This window comes from Streptomyces sp. NPDC056222 (genome assembly GCF_042264065.1).
Taxonomy (GTDB): Bacteria; Actinomycetota; Actinomycetes; order Streptomycetales; family Streptomycetaceae; genus Streptomyces.
In genome coordinates this window covers 16340-32883 of sequence record NZ_JBHJTL010000020.1, presented here as the reverse complement: position 1 = coordinate 32883, position 16544 = coordinate 16340, and the positions used below count along the sequence as shown (strand labels likewise).

Genomic DNA, 16544 nt, shown 5'->3' with positions numbered 1-16544 from the left:
CTCCGACGCCTCTGTCCGTCATGCGTTCGGCCGGGCCGTCCGCTCAGCGGACGATCGGCGAACGGTCCGGCTCGCTCCCGGCTCCCACCCACTCGTCGTGGTGCCGGCCGGCAGCGTCCGTCTCCCGGACACAGACCGTGAGCGGCTCACCCGAGGGCGCCCTGTCCTTCCTCGACCTGCCGCTGTCGTGGCGCACGGCGGGGCGGGGTCCGCGGACCCCGCCCCGCACCCGCTAGCTCTCCCGTGCCTGCGGCCGTCGGGCCTCGCGCAGGCCGAGATGCTCCCTCAGCGTCGTACCGGTGTAGGCGCTCCGGTACGCCCCTCGTTCCTGGAGCTCCGGCACGAGCAGGTCCACGATGTCGTCGAGCCCGTCGGGAATCAGATACGGCGAGATGTTGAAGCCGTCGATCGCACCGTGCCGCGCGAACCGGATGAACTTCTCGGCGAGACCGGCGGGCGTGCCCACATGCCCGCGCTGCGGCCCCAGCTCGATGACCGTCTCGCGCAGGGACCAGCCGTTCGCCTCCGCCTTGGCACGCCACTCGGCCACCACGGCCCGCGGATCGGCGATCCTGCGCGCGCCGAACGCGCCCGTGTTCTCCACGACCACGGGGTCCTCGGCGGGGAGTGGTCCTTCGGCGTCGCGCTCCGACAGGTCGATGCCCCACAGCAGCCCGGCGATGCCCAACGCGGTGGCGGGCGTGACCTGTTCGAGCCGCACCCAGCGCGCCTTCTCCTCCGCCTCCTTCTCGGTGGCTCCGATGATGATCTCCGTACCGGGCAGGATCCGCAGATCGTCCTCCGGCCGCCCCGCCGCCCGCAGGCGACGCCGGATGTCCTCGGCGAAGGCGAGTGCGTCGTCGAACTCCGTACCGTGGGCGGAGAAGATGACGTCCGCGTGCCGGGCGGCGAAGGCGCGGCCGTCCGCGGAGTCGCCCGCCTGGAAGATCACCGGATGGCCCTGCGCGCTGCGCGGCAGCGTGGGGACGAGGTCGAGATCGAACTGCGCCCCGCTGTGCCGCACACGGCTCACCGCGCCGGGCACCGACCAGGACCGGACGTCGGCCGTGCCGGCGACCGCGCCGTCCGCCCAGCCGTCCCAGATCGCCCGGGCGGTGGTCAGGAACTCCTCGGCGCGCCGGTAGCGGTCGGCGTGGTCGAGGAAGCCGCCCCGCCGGAAGTTGGCGCCGGTCCAGGCGTTGTCGGTGGTGACGACGTTCCAGCCGGCCCGGCCCCGCGAGAGGAGATCGAGCCCCGAGAGGCGCCGCGCGAGGTCGCCCGGCTCGTTGAAGGTGGTGTTCGAGGTGCTGACCAGACCGATCCGGTCCGTCACCGCGGCGAGCGCGGACAACTGGGTGATCGAGTCGGGGCGTCCGGCGACGTCGAGTTCGTGGATGCGGCCGTCCACCTCACGCAGGCGTAGGCCGTCGCCGAGGAAGAAGGCGTCGAAGAGGCCCCGTTCGGCTGTCTGCGCGACCCGCCGGAAGGAGGCCGGGGCGATCTGCGAGCCGCTTGCCGGATCGGACCAGATCGTCCAGTGGTTGACCCCCTGGAAGAACACACCGAAGTGCAACCGGGCGTCCGGACGGGGTACATCGGCGAGGTCGGTGCGGGTCATCGTGCGGCCTCCTCGGCGAAACGGCTCGCGGGGCGGGGGAGGCCCAGCGCGGTGCGGAGCGTGGCGCCCGGCAGCGGGCGGGCGCCGATCCTCCGGGCGAAGAGTTCCGGCAGGACCAGGCGGGAAAGCACGGCCAGATCCTCGTCCAGGACGAGCGGATGCAGCCGTACACCGTCGACGTGACGGCCCAACTCCTCGAGGAACACGACGAGTCCGGACGCGGATCCGGTGTAGCGCAGCCGGTCCCGGTCGCGTGGAGAGGGCGGCTCCCACGGTGAGTGGCGCTCCAGATCCGCGATCCGCTCCCGGGCCGACTCCCGCGCGGTGTCCAGGGCGACCTCGACCTCGGCGAAAGCGAGCGGCGCGCCGGCACCGGCCGCGGCCTCGCCCGCTTCGGCCGGGGTGGCGCCGTCGACCAGGGCGATGTCGATGAGCTCGGGTGGTACGAGCCCGGTACGGGCGATCACCACAGGCCGGCCCTGGGGCGGTCGCGGCACGATCGCGGGGCCCTTGACCGTGTACGTCTCGCCCGCGAAGTCGATGGAATGCAGCCGGTCCCGGTCGAGGTAGCGGCTCGTGGCGACGGAGCGGACGACCGCGTCGTCCTCCCAGGAATCCCACAGGTCGCGCACCACGCGGACCGCGTCATGGGCCTCCCGCGCGAGGGCTTCGGCGCCCTCCACCCGAGGCCGCCCCCAGGCGCGGGCGGCCTCGGCGCTCTCCTCGGTGGTCACCAGCCAGGCGGCGCGTCCGGTGGAGACGTGATCGAGGGTGGCGAGCTGCGAGGAGACGTGGAACGGCTCGGCATAGGTGGTGGCGACGGCCGGGGCGATGCCGAGCGTTTCGGTCGAGGCGGCGATGAACGCGGCGCGCTCCACCGCGCCGACGCGTCCCACGGTATCGGCACCCGATCCGGGCGGGAGGAGGCTGTCGTCCAGGGTGACGAAGGTGAAGCCGGCGTTCTCGGCGAAGGCCGCGACCCGCGCGAGGCGCCGCGGCGTCAGCAACTCGCCGGGGGTGTGGGCGGCCCGGCGCCAAGCGGCCGGATGGGCGCCGTCGCCGTCGATCTCCACGGCGAGATGCAGGGCTGGATGGGGCATGGGAGTCCTTCCGAGGGCACACGTGAAACCGCGGACGCGTCGAGGACGCGACCGGGGAGAGGAGGTGATCAGACGTGCGTGGAAGGACAGATGGCGGAGGACGTACGGCAGAAGTCGACATGCCGACGGCAGCACAGCCGTGCACCGGCCCGCGCGCCACCACGGGGCGTCGCAGTCGGTGTCCGCACAGCTGCCTCCACAGATCCGGAAGGGAACGCTTCAGCTTAGGCAGGCGACCTTCCGGGCTGTCAAGAACGTTCGTCGTCCGGTGCGGTGGGGTGCGAAATACGCCGCGGGGACGGCTCGTTAGGCTGACCGGGTGCCCTCCTCCGACACCCTGCTGCGAGCCCTGCACACCCCCGCCGACCCGCCGCTCCGCCCGCTCCCACCGTCCGTCGCCGCTCTCCTCGAGGCACTCGAAGCCCCGCCCCGCCTCGCCGCCCACCTGCGTGCCGTCCACGACGTGGCCGCCGAACTCGTCGACTGGGTGGAGCGGCGCTGCCCGGACCTCGCCGTCGACCGCGACGCGGTCCTCTTCGGCGCCGCCACCCACGACATCGGCAAGACGGTCCACACCGACGAGCTGTCCGGGCCCGGCTCCTCGCACGAGGAGTCGGGCCGTGCGCTGCTGGAGGCTCACGGCTTCCCGCCGGATCTCGCCCGCTTCGCCGCCACCCACGCCTCCTGGACGGATCCCGCGGTCGCGTTCGAGGACCTGCTGGTGAGCACGGCCGACAAGGTGTGGAAGAACAAGCGCGTCCCGGAGCTGGAGGACCTCGTCGTCGCCCGGCTGGCCGAGGCGACCGGCGGGCAGGCCTGGGAGGAGTACCTCGCGCTGGACGATCTGCTGGGTCGGATCGGCGACGGCGCGGATCAGCGACTCGCCTTCCAGGCGGCGTTCCCGGTGTGAACCCGTCGAGCCGGGTGCTCTCGATGCGTGGCTCAGCCGCCGAGCGCGTGGCCCGTCGTCGCGTCGACATGGTCCGGGATCTCGTCGTGGCGGTCACCGACCGACAGCGTGCCCGTCGGTTCGAAGAGCAGGATCGACGCGCCGGACGGGGCGTACGGGCGGTGCTCGACGCCCCGGGGGACGGTGAAGACCGAGCCGCGCGGCAGCGTCACCGTGCGCTCCACGCCCTCCTCGCGCAGCGAGATGTGCAGCTCTCCCTCGATCACGAGGAAGAACTCGTCGGTGTCGTCGTGCGCGTGCCACACATGCTCGCCCGCCACCTTCGCGACGCGCACGTCGTAGTCGTTCACCTGCGTCACGATGCGCGGACTCCACAGGTCGTCGAAGGAGGCGAGCGCCGCCGAGAGGGCGATGGGGTCACTGTTCACAGAGGTCTTCTGGCTCATACGGCCATCCTGCGCCCTGACCGCCGCCCGGCGTGAGTGCTAGAAAGAGCATATGCCGCAAGGATCCTCGCACGCGTCGCCGCACCGCGTCGTCGTGATCGTCGACGCCAACTCCAACCCCTTCGAGCTGGGTTGCGCCACCGAGGTCTTCGGTCTGCGCCGCCCCGAACTCGGCCGCGAGCTCTACGACTTCCGGCTCTGCTCGCCCGAGCCCCGCACCCTCATGAGGGACGGCTTCTTCACCCTCACGGGCGTCGCCGGGCTCGAGGCGGCCGACACCGCCGACACCCTGATCGTCCCCAACCGCCCCGACGTCGAGGTGCCCCGTCGGCCGGCCGTGCTCGACGCGATCCGGCGCGCCCACGCGCGCGGCGCACGCCTCGTCGGCTTCTGCAGCGGTGCCTTCACCCTCGCCGAGGCCGGAGTCCTCGACGGCCGACGCGCCACCGCCCACTGGCAGTGGGCGGACTCCTTCCGCGCCCGATTCCCCTCCGTACACCTCGAACCGGACGTCCTGTTCGTGGACGACGGCGACATCCTCACGGCCGCGGGCAGCGCCGCCGCCCTCGATCTCGGACTCCACGTGGTCCGCCGCGACCACGGCGCGGAGGTCGCCAACTCGGTCAGTCGCCGCCTTGTCTTCGCGGCCCACCGTGACGGCGGACAGCGGCAGTTCGTGGAGCGACCGGTCCCCGACCTGCCCGACGAGTCCCTCGCCCCACTGCTCGCGTGGGCCCAGGAACGCCTCGGCTCCCCGCTGACCGTCGCCGGTCTCGCCACCCGCGCGGCCGTCAGCCCCGCGACGCTGCACCGCCGGTTCCGGGCCCAGCTCGGTACGACCCCGCTGGCCTGGCTCACCGGCGAGCGGGTGGCGCTGGCCTGCCGCCTGATCGAGCGGGGCGAGTCCCGCTTCGACGTCGTCGCCCGCGCCAGCGGCCTGGGTACGGCAGCCAATCTCCGGGCCCTGATGAACCGCGAGACAGGGCTCTCCCCGTCCGCGTACCGCCGACGCTTCGGCCCGGCAGCCGGCTGACCGGGAACCTCAGGAGCGGTACGGGGTGTGGGCCTCGGCCCACTCCGCGAGCGCCCGTGCACAGTCCGCGACCGACTCCCGCCAGGTCCTGGCCGCGCCGTCGCCCGCCTCGTCGCTCACGTGCTTGACGATCCGGATCGGTACCCCGGCCAGGCCCGCCGCGACCGCCAGGGCGTAGCCCTCCATGTCGACCAGCGGCGCCCGCTCGGCCAGCCGGGCACGGGCGGCCTCGTCGGAGATGAAGGCGTCGCCGGTCGCCAGGACCACATCACCGCCGTCCGGGAGGGCCAGCGGCTCCCCGAAGGTCTCCCCGGTCAGCGTCGCGAGCAGCTCGCCGTCGAGATCGTGCTGGATCACCGTGCCGACGACGTGCGTGCCGGCCCATCCCGGACGCAGCGCCCCCGCGGTCCCCAGATTGACGACCCCCGACGGGCGGGTGCCCCGGCCCAGCGCGGTCGCCAGCGCGGTCGCCGCGTTCACCTTGCCCATACCGGTCAGGAGGATCGGCAGATCGGTGTCGAGGAACTGCGCCTCCTCCTTGACTGCCAGGACGAGCAGGGGCCGGTCGGCCGTGATCTCTCCGATGAGTTCCATGCGCCCACGCTACCCGCCGGGACTTCCCGGCCGCGCCGAGGGACGATGGAGGTGTCCGCATTCGCCAAGGAGATCACCATGGCAACCGGAACAGTGAAGTGGTTCAACGCGGAGAAGGGCTTCGGCTTCATAGCCCAGGACGGTGGTGGCCCGGACGTCTTCGTCCACTACTCGGCCATCGCCAGCACCGGATACCGCGAACTCCAGGAGGGACAGAAGGTCGAGTTCGACGTCGTCCAGGGACCGAAGGGACCCCAGGCGGAGAACGTCACCGCAGGCTGAAGCCCCGGCAGTGAAGCAGTGGCGGTGATGTACCGGCACTGATGCAGCGGTACTGAAGCACCCCGCCGCGCCGAAGCATCGCGCTCCGGCCCGACGAAGCGGAGTCACATACTCCAGCGCAGTACCGCCCCCAGCCCGCCCGCCGGGCCACGCATCCCCTCGGGGACCACGAGCACGTCGCAGTCGGCGGCCGCGGCCGCTCGCAGCACCGCGTCGTCCGCCCGCGCCTGCTCGGGCCGGGGAACCCCCATCGCACGGGCCTCGCCGCGCTGCACGGCCACCTCGTCGACGCCCGGGCCGATCCAGACCTGGCGGCCCGCGTCGGCGGCCTCCGGGGTGAGCAGCAGGGTGGCCACCTGATGGTTGCGGGCGGCGTCCACGACCGCCGGGATCCCCTCCGCCGCCTCCCCGGGGCCGGTGTCCACCGAGGCTTCGCGATGCTCGCCGGGCTTGCCCCGGCCCCGGTGGAAGCGTTCGAGCGTCCGGTGGAGCCGGTCCCGGGCATACGTCTCGCAGGCCCGCTCGATCTCACGGTCGAGCGCCGTCATGGCGGAGCCGGGGGACCGGCCGCCGCTCTCCGCCTCGACGGTGGCCTCCCGCACCCGCTCCGGCAGCCGGTTGTGCACGGCCCGGCGCTCCCGGGCTTCACCGGCCAGAACCAGCAGCTCGGCTCCGCTCACCGGCCATTGCCGGACGATCTCGGCCACGATGATGTCGGCGGTCTCGTTCCAGCTGTTCTCGACCTTGTTGCGGTAGTGCCATTCGTACCGGTCGGTGGGGACGCCGCGGTGTCCACGGCCCTGCCACTCCGTTCCTCGGGCCTCGCCCACGGTCGTACGGTCGTGGCCTTCACGCAGCTCCAGATCGGCGCCCATGCGGTCGATGTACGCCACCAGGCAGGCCGGCGCGTCGCCGCGCAGGGCGGCCAGCGGTGACACATGGGGCAGCAGGGACCAGGTCGCCTCGCCGGCGGGCGGGGGGAGGGTGAGCGGCACGTCGAGGACGACCTCGGCGCCGGAGGCGAACAGCGCCCGGCCGGGTGGTGTCCCGGCGACGGGCTCGTGCGCCAGCCGCTCCATCACCGCCCTCGTCGTGTATCCGTCGGCGCCCGCGTCGATGAGCTGTCCCGCGATGGCGCGCTCACGCAGCTGCTGGATCTTCGCCGCGTCCTCCGTGGCGCGGGTGGTCTCGATGTAGACCGAGGCCCAGGGGCCCGGGCGGGCGAAGAGCGGTTTGAGGAAGGCGAGTTCCATGACGTCCCCCAGACGCGTGGATGCGACGGGCGCGCGGCCGTGGGCCCGGCGTGTCCGCCCGGATGCGGAGCGTGATGGCGAAGCGAACTCTCCCTGCCGCCGCCCCGCACCTCGCGGGTGCCCGTCGTCCCCGACGCCAAACCGCGTGGCCCGCGCCCGGCTCCGGGCGGCTCCGTCGTCGGGCGGCCGGTCCGTCGTCAGCCCAGCCGGTCCGTGGGGACGTACGGCCGCAGCTCTCGTACGGCTCGCTCCGGATCGGGGTCGGAGACGGCAAGGCGACCGTACGGGGCACCGCGGCGCAGTTCGAGGCAGAGCACCGGCCTGCCCGGTACGACCACGGCGAAGTCCTTGCCGTCGGGCAGGACGCGGGTCCCCACGCACAGACGGTCGGGGATCCACAGCCCTGGGCCGCGCAGCCCGCGCAGGGCCCGCCACCAGTCCGGCTCGACGCGCACCTCACGCAGAGCGGTCAGCGGCACCCGGACCTGCCTGCGGCGCGCGGCCAGGGTCTCGCGCAGGGACAGCCGGACGACGATGTCGGTGCCTTCGACCGTCACCCGAGCCATCACGCCTCACCGCCGCCCGTCACCACACATCTTCCTTCCATGATCGGGCCGCTTGTGGGTAGCTGCCAGACGGGGCCGGGCGGAGGAGAGGGCGATGTCACGCGCAGTCGGTATCGACCTCGGAACGACGAACTCCGTCGTGTCCGTCCTGGAGGGCGGCGAGCCCGCGGTCGTCACGAACACCGAGGGCGCGCGGACCACGCCGTCCGTGGTCGCCTTCGCGAAGAACGGCGAGGTGCTGGTCGGTGAGGTCGCCAAACGGCAGGCCGTGACCAACGTGGAGCGCACCGCCCGGTCGATCAAACGGCACGTCGGAGAAGCGAAGTGGCGCTTCCCGGAGAGCGGTGAGATCGACGGCAGGCGCTACACGGCGCAGGAGATCTCGGCGCGCGTGCTGCAGAAGCTGAAGCGGGACGCCGAGGCGTATCTGGGCGAGGACGTGACGGACGCCGTCGTCACCGTGCCGGCGTACTTCAACGACAGCCAGCGCACCGCGACGAAGGAGGCCGGTGAGATCGCGGGCCTCAACGTCCTGCGGATCATCAACGAGCCGACGTCCGCGGCGCTGGCCTACGGCCTCGACAAGGAGAGCGACCAGACGATCCTCGTCTTCGACCTCGGTGGCGGCACCTTCGACGTGTCGCTCCTGGAGATCGGCGAGGGCCTGGTCGAGGTGAAGGCGACCAACGGTGACACGCACCTGGGCGGCGACGACTGGGACCAGCGGGTCGTCGACCATCTGGTGAAGCGGTTCAAGAACGCGTACGGGGTGGACCTGGCCAAGGACAAGATGGCGCTGCAGCGTCTTCGGGAGGCTGCCGAGAAGGCGAAGATCGAGCTGTCGGCGGCGACGGAGACGTCGATCAACCTGCCGTACGTGAGCGCTTCGGCCGACGGTCCGCTGCACCTGGAGGAGAAGCTCACCCGGGCCGAGTTCGAGCAGCTGACCGCCGATCTGCTCGAGCGGTGCAAGACCCCGTTCCATCAGGCGGTCGAGGACGCCAGGGTCGAGGTGTCCGACGTCGACCATGTGATCCTCGTGGGCGGTTCGACCCGGATGCCCGCGGTGACCGAGCTGGTGCGGGAGTTGACGGGCAAGGACCCGCACAAGGGTGTGAACCCGGACGAGGTCGTCGCCATCGGCGCCGCCCTGCAGGCCGGTGTGCTCAAGGGTGAGGTCAAGGACGTCCTGCTCCTGGATGTGACCCCGCTGTCGCTCGGTATCGAGACCAAGGGCGGCATCATGACCAAGCTCATCGAGCGCAACACCACGATCCCGACCAAGCGTTCGGAGGTCTTCACGACGGCGGAGGACAACCAGCCGTCGGTGCAGATCCAGGTGTTCCAGGGTGAGCGCGAGATCGCGGCGTACAACAAGAAGCTCGGGATGTTCGAGCTGACCGGTCTGCCGCCGGCCCCGCGTGGTGTCCCGCAGATCGAGGTCGCGTTCGACATCGACGCCAACGGCATCATGCACGTGACCGCGAAGGACCTGGGCACGGGCAAGGAGCAGAAGATGACCGTCACCGGTGGCTCCTCGCTGCCGAAGGACGAGGTCGACCGGATGCGCCAGGAGGCCGAGAAGTACGCGGACGAGGATCACCGTCGTCGCGAGGCCGCCGAGTCCCGTAACCAGGGCGAGCAGCTCGTCTACCAGACGGAGAGGTTCCTCAAGGACAACGAGGACAAGGTCCCCGGTGAAGTCAGGACCGAGGTCGAGGCCGCCGTCGCCGAGCTGAAGGAGAAGCTCAAGGGCGCGTCCGGAGAGGGCGACAGCGCGGAGGAGATCCGTACCGCCACGGAGAAGCTCGCAGCCGTCTCACAGAAGCTCGGCCAGGCGATGTACGCCGGCGCGCAGGCAGGCCAGGCCGCCGGCGGCGACGCCCCGCAGGGCGAGGCCACGGTCGACGACGAGGTGGTGGACGCCGAGATCGTCGACGACGAAGAGGAGCGGAAGCGCGGCGGTTGAGGATCAGCCGAGCGACAGTCCGCGCTCCTCCAGGCGCTCCTGGATCACACGAAGCGCCTTGGGGCCCACGCCGTGCAGTGCCAGGAGTTCGGCCCTGGATACTCCGGCGAACTGCTCGAGCATGGTGTAACCGGCAGCGGTGAAGGCTCGTGTGGCGGGTGCTCCGATGCCGCGCGGAAGATCCGTGCCCGGTGACTCGTTCGGCTTCGTCATGCCGCGATGGTGCCACGACGGCCGTCAGATCGGCAGCAGCCGCCCGATCAGTTCGCCCAGCTGCCGCGCGTTGCGGCACGGGTGCATCTCCACCAGCTCGGCGTAGGTGAGTGCAACGGAGTCGCCCGTCGACCAGAGCGAGGGCTGCTCGGGGTTGAGCCAGTGGATCCGGCGGGCCCGGTCCGCGATCAACTTCAGCGCCGGCAGGTTCGGGTCGCTCATGTTCGTCCGGGCGTCCCCGAGGACGAACACGGCGGTGCGCGGGCCGATGGCGTCGGCGTACCGCTCGGTGAACTCGCCCAGCGCCGTGCCGTAGTCGCTCTGACCGTGCCAGCCCGTCAGTTCGGCCTCTTCGAGGATGCGCGCGCCGAGACCCGCCGGATCCGCCGCGCCCCGCGCGATCAGATCGGTCACCTCGTCGACCCGGTTGACGAAGGCGAAGACCCGGACCCTGCTGAACTGGTCGTGCAGGGCCTGGACCAGCAACATCGTGAAGTTCGCGAACCCGGCGACGGATCCGGACACATCGCAGAGCAGGACGAGCTCCGGCCGCCCGGGACGGCGGCGCCGCAGCACCGGCCGCATCGGAACGCCCCCCGTCGACAGCGAGCCGCGCAGCGTACGCCGCAGATCGATCTGTCCCCGGGCGGCGCGGCGCCGCCGGGCCGCGAGACGGGTGGCCAGCTTCCGCGCCAAGGGCCGTACGGTCGTGCGCAGTTCGTCCAGCTGGGCGCGGCCCGCGAGCAGGAAGTCGACACTGTCCGCCGTGCCGGCGACGGCCCGCCGCGCGACCCGGTCCCGGCCCTGGCGCTCGGCGACCCGCCGCCGGGCCTCGGTCCGCACCCGTTCACGGAAGGCCTCGATGCGCCGCCGGATCTCGTCGTCCGTCAGCCGGTCGGTGAAGTCGGGGCCGTCCGCCGCGGCTTCCCGGAGCATGGCCCGCACGCGCGCGAGCAGCGTCTCGGGGCGGAGTCGGGCGAGGGTCTGGTACGAGGACCAGCCGTCGGAGTCCGGTGCGGAACCGAACCCGCCGAGGCCGCCCACCGCCTCGCCCGCGAGCTGCGTCAGGGCCGGCCGGTCGTCGGCGGCCAGCGCGGCCGCCAGGCGCTCCCGTAGCGCGGCCGTGTCGAACGCCTCTGCGGCGCCCTTCTCGTCCGGGCCGGCGGTCAGGGGGAAGTACAGGTCGAAGACGCGGTCGAAGAGAGTGCGGTGCGTCTCCTTGTGGAGCAGGGTGGCGGCGAGCGCCTCCCGCATCCGGTCCCGGTCGGTGAAGCCGATCACCTCCAGGGCACGGCCCGCGTCCACACTCTCGCCCGTACCGATGGAGAGGCCGTGGGCCCGCAGAGCGTGCACCAGACCGGTGAGCCGCTCCGGCACGGCCGTCGGCGGGGTGCTCACACCGCGTCCAGGTCGAGCTTGGCCGCCGCCTTCTGGATGTCGTCCTGATGCTTGAGGATCACGCCCAGGCTGTCGCGGACCACCGTCTCGTCGAGCGTGTCGGCGCCCAGGGCGAGCAGGGTGCGGGCCCAGTCGATCGTCTCGGCGACCGACGGCGCCTTCCGCAGGTCCATCGCGCGCAGCGCGCCGACGACCCGCACCACGGAGGTGGCCAGCGCCTGGTCGAGCCCCGGCACCTTCGTCGTGACGATCCGGCGTTCCAGCTCCTCCTCGGGGAAGCCGATGTGGAGGAAGAGACAGCGGCGGCGCAGCGCCTCGGAGAGCTCGCGGCCCGCGTTGGAGGTGAGGACGACGAAGGGGCGCCGGGTGGCGGTGATCGTGCCGAGTTCGGGGACGGTGATCTGGAAGTCGCTGAGCACCTCGAGGAGCAGCCCCTCGACCTCGATGTCGGCCTTGTCGGTCTCGTCGATGAGGAGCACCGTCGGATCGGCGGAGCGGATGGCGGTTAGGAGGGGGCGGGGGAGCAGGAACTCCTCGCTGAAGATGTCCGTACGGGTCTCGTCCCAGGACTCTTCGCGGCCGGCCGTGATGCGCAGCAGCTGCTTCGCGTGGTTCCACTCGTAGAGGGCGCGGGACTCGTCGACGCCTTCGTAGCACTGGAGCCGGACGAGGCGGGCGTCCGCGATCCGGGCGACCGCCTTGGCCAGCTCGGTCTTGCCGACCCCCGCCGGGCCCTCGACGAGGAGCGGCTTGCCGAGCCGGTCGGCGAGGAAGACGGTGGTGGCGACGGCGGGCGAGGCCAGATAGCCGGTGGCGGCGAGCCGCTCGGCGACATCGTCGACGGAGGTGAAGTACCCGGTCGTCATCGGTGGTTCTCCCCGGAGCCGCGGACGTCTTGTACTGGCCGGTAGCCAGGAACCCACTCGATCAGCTTCCGCCGGACTCCACAACCGCGCGGACCGCAAGTGCGGCCAAGGTCACCGACGTTACGGGTGATACGGGGGTTACGGGTGTTACGGGAAGGGTGCCGCGCAAGGCGACGGCGGTGCGTGCTGGGGAGAATGTGGTGATGGTCGGACGAGATCGCCGGCACGGCGTACCGTGGCCGCGGGAAGCTCTGGTTGTGGGGTCACGGAATGTGATGGACTCCTGGTCCGGCCGGTGCGGCGCGCGGGCACGACGCCCCGCTGGTCCAATGGATGTGTGCGCTGCTCGGGGCCGTGCCGACGGTGGAGGTGTCTTGTCGGAACGAGCGGGGGAACAGGCCTCCCTGGTCGAGGAACACGCGGCGGTCCTGGTCCGGCTGAGGGCCACGACGGACGCGATCGGAGCGATCGGCTCGCGCCCCGACGAGCAGGGTGTCTGTGAGGAGTTGGCCGCGTTCCTCTGCCGGCACGGGTACGAGGCGGCGGCCGTGGACGTCCGGCCCGAGGAAGGGCCCGGCTGGGCGCGCGCCGCCGTGGCCGGGGACCCGAAGCTGGTCGACCGCGTGGAGCCGCGGCACGACGAGAGGACGCCTCGTACGTTCGAAGTCGTGGCTCCCGGCGGCGTCGCCGTACAGGTCGTGTCGGCCCCCCTGGAGTGGCAGGGCAGAGTCATCGGGTGCGTGAGCGCCGTCAGCGCGCGGGCCGCCGCTCCGACCGAGCACGAGACGGCCACCGTCCACGACGCGGCACGGCTCGCCGCCGTCCATCTCGGCCACGCCCGGCGGCTCGGCGCCACCGAGCGGACCGCCTTCCACCTCCAGCAGGCGCTCGTCGCGGAGCCGGGCCGGCCCCACCCCAATCTGGAGGTCGCCGGGCGCTATCTGCCGGTCGGCGCCAGGACGCTGGTGGGCGGCGACTGGTTCGAGACCGTACGGCTCCACTTCGGCCGCAGCCTCCTCGTCGTCGGCGACGTGATGGGGCACGGTCTCGACGCGGCCGTCGACATGAACGCGTACCGCTCGGCGCTGCGGGACGTGGCCTCCACGGACCTCCCGCCCCATCGGGTGCTGCGCCAGCTCGACTCCGTCGTCGCGGACGACGGCGGGCTGCGGCCCGCGACCTGCCTGATGGTCCAGGTCGACCCGGCGCGCGGCGCGGCGACCTTCGCGAGCGCCGGGCACCTGCCACCCGTGATCTTCGCCGCCGACGGCTCCGCCGACCTCGTCGAGCTCCCCGTCGGACCGCCGCTGGGCACAGGCGTCGGTGGCTACGAACCCGTCACTCGCGCCCTCGCCCCCTCCGACACGCTCGTCCTCTTCACCGACGGCCTGGTCGAGCGGCGCGGCGAGGACATCGACGTCTCGCTCGCCCGGCTGTCCTCCCTCCGGCTGCGCCCCGGTTCCGGGCCCGAGGAGCTCGTGGAGGAGGTCCTCCAGCGGCTCGACGCCCGCCACGCCGAGGACGACGTCGCCGTCCTCGCGGCCCGCCTCCGCGAACGCCACGCGTCGTAGGGGTCCGGCGGGCACCGCCGGGGCCGCGACGCCGACAGGTCGCTGCGGCGCCGATCACCCGGACGCCCCGGCCCGGATGCGCCCCGGCGGTCCACGTCGTCGCATGGAGCAGGGAGGCGGGTCCACCCGGGCTCGCCCATGGCCGGCGAGCCCTCGCGGGCGCCGCGCCGGGCAGGACGAAGGGACCGCTGTGTACGTGCGCACGCTGTATGCGACAGGAGATCCGGCCAAGCTCGACGCCGCGGTCGACGCGACCGCCTCCGAAGGCCGCGCCCTGGTGTCGGAGCTACCGGGATTCCGGGGGATGGGGCTCTTCGTCGACCGAGAGCTCGGAAAGCTTCTGACGGCCACCTGGTGGGACGACGAGAAGTCCCGGCAGGACAGCGACGAGCAGCTGCGCGAGCGACGGGCGACGGAGCTCGCGCCGTTCGCACAGACCGCGGCCGTCGACAACTGGGAGGCTGTGGTCGCCAAGCCCCCGCGGTCGGTCGGACCCGGAGCGTGGTTCCGGCTGGCACGGCTGGAGTTCGACCCCGCTGACACGGACCTCCTCGCGAACTTCTTCCGGGAGGTGGCACTGCCCCGACTCGACGCCCTGCCCGGCTTCGTCGGTGGATCCCTGCTCGTCGACCGTGCCAAGGGCCGGGCGAGCGTGGGCGTCGTCTGGAGCGACCGCGACGCGCTGGCGGCCTCCCGTGCCGGCGTCGCGGCGCTCCGGGGCGAGGCCGGCGCGCAGGCGCGCGTGATCACGCGGAGCATCGAGGAGTTCGAGGTGGTCTTCGCCGGCGTCACCCCGCCGTCCTGACCGCGGATGCGGCCGCTCGGGTCGCTCCCATGACCGCGCCCCCGCGGGCCCACGCCGCCCCCTTGGGTCCCTCGGGCCCCTCGGGCCGCCGTCCGGACCGCGTCAGGGCCACCCGACCGCGTCACGGCCGCCGTCCGGACCCGACAAGGCCGCCGTCCGGCCCCCGTCACGGCCACCCGGCGCGCGTCACGGCCGGCGTCCGAATCGCGCCACGACGTCCTCCGCCCGATCTCCGTCGCGGACCGCGCGGGGCTCCCGAACAGCCCTCGGTACGAGGCGCTTTGTGAGCCCCTGCGCGCCCTGCGTCACCAGGGATGTATCGGTTTCACGCCTCGGCGGGATTCTTTCCGCCGGACGCTTGTGCAGGACCCTTCGCCCCGGCACGCTCCTGGGTATGAACACAGCCCGGCACGCCGGTGAACGTCTGATGAGCTGGCCCTCGCTGGTCCCCGGTCGCGCCCAGTGCGGCGCCGAACTCGGTCTGCGCACCCCGACACAGGACATCGTGCACTTCCACGGCGAGCACGAGGCCGACGTCCATCTCACCCGAGCCATGATCGCGAAACTCCGCCCCGCCCTGCTGGGCTCCAGCGCCGTCCGACTGCGCGCCGGATCGGGCTGGGTGACGGTCCGTCTGGACATGGGCTCCGACATCGACCTGCTGACGACGCTGGTGAGCGCCGCGCTGCAGGCCTCCACCCGGGTCCCGGACAGCGCACCCGACGGCTGCACCCGTACCCGCACCTGCCTCACCTCAGGGCCGCGCTGACCGCACCGCCTCCGGGAGGGTCGCCCGCGTCACCCCGTCGGGAACAGCATGCACGTGCTCGTGGCATGGCCGAGGAGGCGGTCGGCGGAGTCGTAGAGACCTGCCTCCGCGAGCGCCGTGCGGCGGCCCTGGCTCATCACCGTGCCGATCGCGCGGATCTTCCCCGTGTCCATGGTGATCGGGCGCAGGAACCGGGTCGACAGGTCCAGCGAGGTGTACGCCATGCCCTGGGGGAGCGTCGAGTGCACGGCGCACCCCGCGGCCGAGTCCAGGAGCGTCGCGTACACGCCCCCGTGCACACTGCCGATCGGGTTGTAGTGCTCCTCGGCCGGCTCGAAGCCGAACACCGCTCGGCCGTGCTCCACCTCCTCCAGGGAGAAGCCCAACAGGGCCCCGAGGGGAGCGCCCGGGAGCCGGCCGGCCGCGATCTCCCGCAGGAAGTCCAGGCCCGCCATCGTCCCCGCCGCGCTCGCGGTGGCCGCGGCGTCCTCCCACTCGACCGTGCGTGACCGCTTCATGCCCGTTCCGTTCCATTCCGTCGTCCGACCGCACCACCTGGCTGCGAAGATCGAAGCTAGACCTGCCGTCGGCTGACTGTCAACGACGAAGCCAGCTGGTTAGAGTGTGGCGATGAAGTGGCTGGAGACGGACACCGCGAACTGCTCGGTCGGCCGTACGCTCGACGTCGTCGGCGAGAAGTGGTCCCTGCTCATCGTCCGGGACGCCTTCAACGGCGTACGCCGTTACGAGGAGTTCCGCCGCCACATAGGCCTGTCCGAGGCCGTCCTCGCCGACCGGCTGCGCAAGCTGACCGCCGCCGGCATCCTACGCGCCGAGCCCTACCGGGAGCCGGGGACCCGCACCCGCTCCGAGTACCGGCTCACACCCAAGGGGCGCGATCTGTGGCCCGTCCTGCTCGCACTCAAGCAGTGGGGCGACACCCACGCCGCCGACCCGGAAGGACCCTCCCTCGACATCCGGCACGCCGGCTGCGGCGCGCCCGTCCGCGTCGTCGTCGAGTGCCAGGGCGAGGAGCACGTCACCCTCGGCCCGCGCGACGTCTCCGTCCGCCCCGGCCCGGGCGCCCGGCCGCTCACCCGCTGAACCGCCCACCCTCGCGTACCCCCCGTTCGGCGGCATGACGGAGGGGT

General features: G+C 72.5%; 18 protein-coding genes. 8 read left to right on the top strand and 10 right to left on the bottom strand.

Going from position 1 to position 16544, the window contains the following annotated elements; all coding sequences use genetic code 11:
- Nucleotides 1–232 precede the first annotated feature (232 nt).
- Together ACFC0D_RS12580 and ACFC0D_RS12575 are read right to left on the bottom strand one after the other, a co-directional pair.
- Nucleotides 233–1618 (bottom strand): NtaA/DmoA family FMN-dependent monooxygenase, encoded by a 1386-nt coding sequence (locus ACFC0D_RS12580; RefSeq protein ID WP_376434014.1) that lies wholly within the window; start codon nucleotides 1616–1618, stop codon nucleotides 233–235.
- The gene (locus ACFC0D_RS12575) at nucleotides 1615–2718 is read right to left on the bottom strand and encodes an LLM class flavin-dependent oxidoreductase (protein ID WP_376434012.1); all 1104 of its coding nucleotides are present in this window, start codon (nucleotides 2716–2718) and stop codon (nucleotides 1615–1617) included. The genes ACFC0D_RS12580 and ACFC0D_RS12575 overlap by 4 nt, the downstream gene beginning before the upstream one ends.
- Before the next feature lie 319 nt (nucleotides 2719–3037).
- On the opposite strand from ACFC0D_RS12575, the gene ACFC0D_RS12570 reads away from it, so the two are divergent.
- Nucleotides 3038–3628 carry an HDIG domain-containing metalloprotein gene (locus ACFC0D_RS12570; protein WP_376434010.1) on the top strand — a complete coding sequence of 197 codons (591 nt, stop codon included), beginning with the start codon at nucleotides 3038–3040 and terminating at the stop codon, nucleotides 3626–3628.
- Nucleotides 3629–3660: 32 nt separating this feature from the next.
- Here the strand turns inward: ACFC0D_RS12570 and ACFC0D_RS12565 are convergent, their stop codons facing one another.
- Nucleotides 3661–4074 (bottom strand): cupin domain-containing protein, encoded by a 414-nt coding sequence (locus ACFC0D_RS12565; RefSeq protein WP_376434008.1) that lies wholly within the window; start codon nucleotides 4072–4074, stop codon nucleotides 3661–3663.
- Between the two features lie 52 nt (nucleotides 4075–4126).
- Here ACFC0D_RS12565 and ACFC0D_RS12560 point away from each other — a divergent pair, with 52 nt between their 5' ends.
- Nucleotides 4127–5107 (top strand): helix-turn-helix domain-containing protein, encoded by a 981-nt coding sequence (locus ACFC0D_RS12560; RefSeq protein WP_376434006.1) that lies wholly within the window; start codon nucleotides 4127–4129, stop codon nucleotides 5105–5107.
- Between the two features lie 9 nt (nucleotides 5108–5116).
- Here the strand turns inward: ACFC0D_RS12560 and ACFC0D_RS12555 are convergent, their stop codons facing one another.
- Nucleotides 5117–5701 carry a nucleosidase gene (locus ACFC0D_RS12555; protein WP_376434004.1) on the bottom strand — a complete coding sequence of 195 codons (585 nt, stop codon included), beginning with the start codon at nucleotides 5699–5701 and terminating at the stop codon, nucleotides 5117–5119.
- Between the two features lie 78 nt (nucleotides 5702–5779).
- Here ACFC0D_RS12555 and ACFC0D_RS12550 point away from each other — a divergent pair, with 78 nt between their 5' ends.
- Nucleotides 5780–5983, top strand: coding sequence for a cold-shock protein (locus ACFC0D_RS12550; RefSeq protein WP_329112575.1), 204 nt, complete (start codon nucleotides 5780–5782; stop codon nucleotides 5981–5983).
- Between the two features lie 104 nt (nucleotides 5984–6087).
- Here the strand turns inward: ACFC0D_RS12550 and ACFC0D_RS12545 are convergent, their stop codons facing one another.
- On the bottom strand, nucleotides 6088–7236 hold the full coding sequence (locus tag ACFC0D_RS12545) for a hypothetical protein (protein WP_376434001.1): 1149 nt from the start codon (nucleotides 7234–7236) through the stop codon (nucleotides 6088–6090).
- 197 nt (nucleotides 7237–7433) lie between these two features.
- Nucleotides 7434–7802, bottom strand: a complete 369-nt coding sequence (locus ACFC0D_RS12540) for a hypothetical protein (RefSeq protein WP_376433999.1) — start codon at nucleotides 7800–7802, stop codon at nucleotides 7434–7436.
- A gap of 94 nt (nucleotides 7803–7896) precedes the next feature.
- Here ACFC0D_RS12540 and dnaK point away from each other — a divergent pair, with 94 nt between their 5' ends.
- Complete coding sequence (dnaK, locus tag ACFC0D_RS12535) at nucleotides 7897–9771, top strand: molecular chaperone DnaK (RefSeq protein ID WP_376433997.1); 1875 nt, start codon at nucleotides 7897–7899, stop codon at nucleotides 9769–9771.
- A 3-nt stretch (nucleotides 9772–9774) separates the two neighbouring features.
- Here dnaK and ACFC0D_RS12530 read toward each other — a convergent pair whose 3' ends face one another.
- Genes ACFC0D_RS12530 through ACFC0D_RS12520 form a run of 3 tightly spaced genes read right to left on the bottom strand, consistent with a single transcriptional unit; the run spans nucleotide 9775 to nucleotide 12248 of the window.
- Entirely contained in the window at nucleotides 9775–9984 is a 210-nt protein-coding gene (locus ACFC0D_RS12530) for a DNA-binding protein (RefSeq protein ID WP_376433995.1), read from the bottom strand.
- Nucleotides 9985–10008: 24 nt separating this feature from the next.
- On the bottom strand, nucleotides 10009–11382 hold the full coding sequence (locus tag ACFC0D_RS12525) for a VWA domain-containing protein (protein ID WP_376433993.1): 1374 nt from the start codon (nucleotides 11380–11382) through the stop codon (nucleotides 10009–10011).
- Complete coding sequence (locus ACFC0D_RS12520; RefSeq protein WP_376433991.1) at nucleotides 11379–12248, bottom strand: AAA family ATPase; 870 nt, start codon at nucleotides 12246–12248, stop codon at nucleotides 11379–11381. The genes ACFC0D_RS12525 and ACFC0D_RS12520 overlap by 4 nt, the downstream gene beginning before the upstream one ends.
- A gap of 374 nt (nucleotides 12249–12622) precedes the next feature.
- Between ACFC0D_RS12520 and ACFC0D_RS12515 the strand changes: the two genes are divergently transcribed.
- From ACFC0D_RS12515 to ACFC0D_RS12505, 3 genes are all read left to right on the top strand, one after another.
- Complete coding sequence (locus ACFC0D_RS12515) at nucleotides 12623–13819, top strand: PP2C family protein-serine/threonine phosphatase (RefSeq protein ID WP_376433989.1); 1197 nt, start codon at nucleotides 12623–12625, stop codon at nucleotides 13817–13819.
- 196 nt (nucleotides 13820–14015) lie between these two features.
- Nucleotides 14016–14624, top strand: coding sequence for a hypothetical protein (locus ACFC0D_RS12510; RefSeq protein ID WP_376433987.1), 609 nt, complete (start codon nucleotides 14016–14018; stop codon nucleotides 14622–14624).
- A 394-nt stretch (nucleotides 14625–15018) separates the two neighbouring features.
- Nucleotides 15019–15393, top strand: coding sequence for a luciferase family protein (locus ACFC0D_RS12505; protein WP_376433984.1), 375 nt, complete (start codon nucleotides 15019–15021; stop codon nucleotides 15391–15393).
- Nucleotides 15394–15422: 29 nt separating this feature from the next.
- On the opposite strand, the gene ACFC0D_RS12500 is transcribed toward ACFC0D_RS12505, so the two are convergent.
- Nucleotides 15423–15911 (bottom strand): PaaI family thioesterase, encoded by a 489-nt coding sequence (locus tag ACFC0D_RS12500; protein ID WP_376433982.1) that lies wholly within the window; start codon nucleotides 15909–15911, stop codon nucleotides 15423–15425.
- Between the two features lie 112 nt (nucleotides 15912–16023).
- On the opposite strand from ACFC0D_RS12500, the gene ACFC0D_RS12495 reads away from it, so the two are divergent.
- A complete protein-coding gene (locus ACFC0D_RS12495; protein ID WP_376433980.1) occupies nucleotides 16024–16497 on the top strand; it encodes a winged helix-turn-helix transcriptional regulator in 474 nt (157 codons plus the stop codon).
- Nucleotides 16498–16544: the final 47 nt, after the last annotated feature.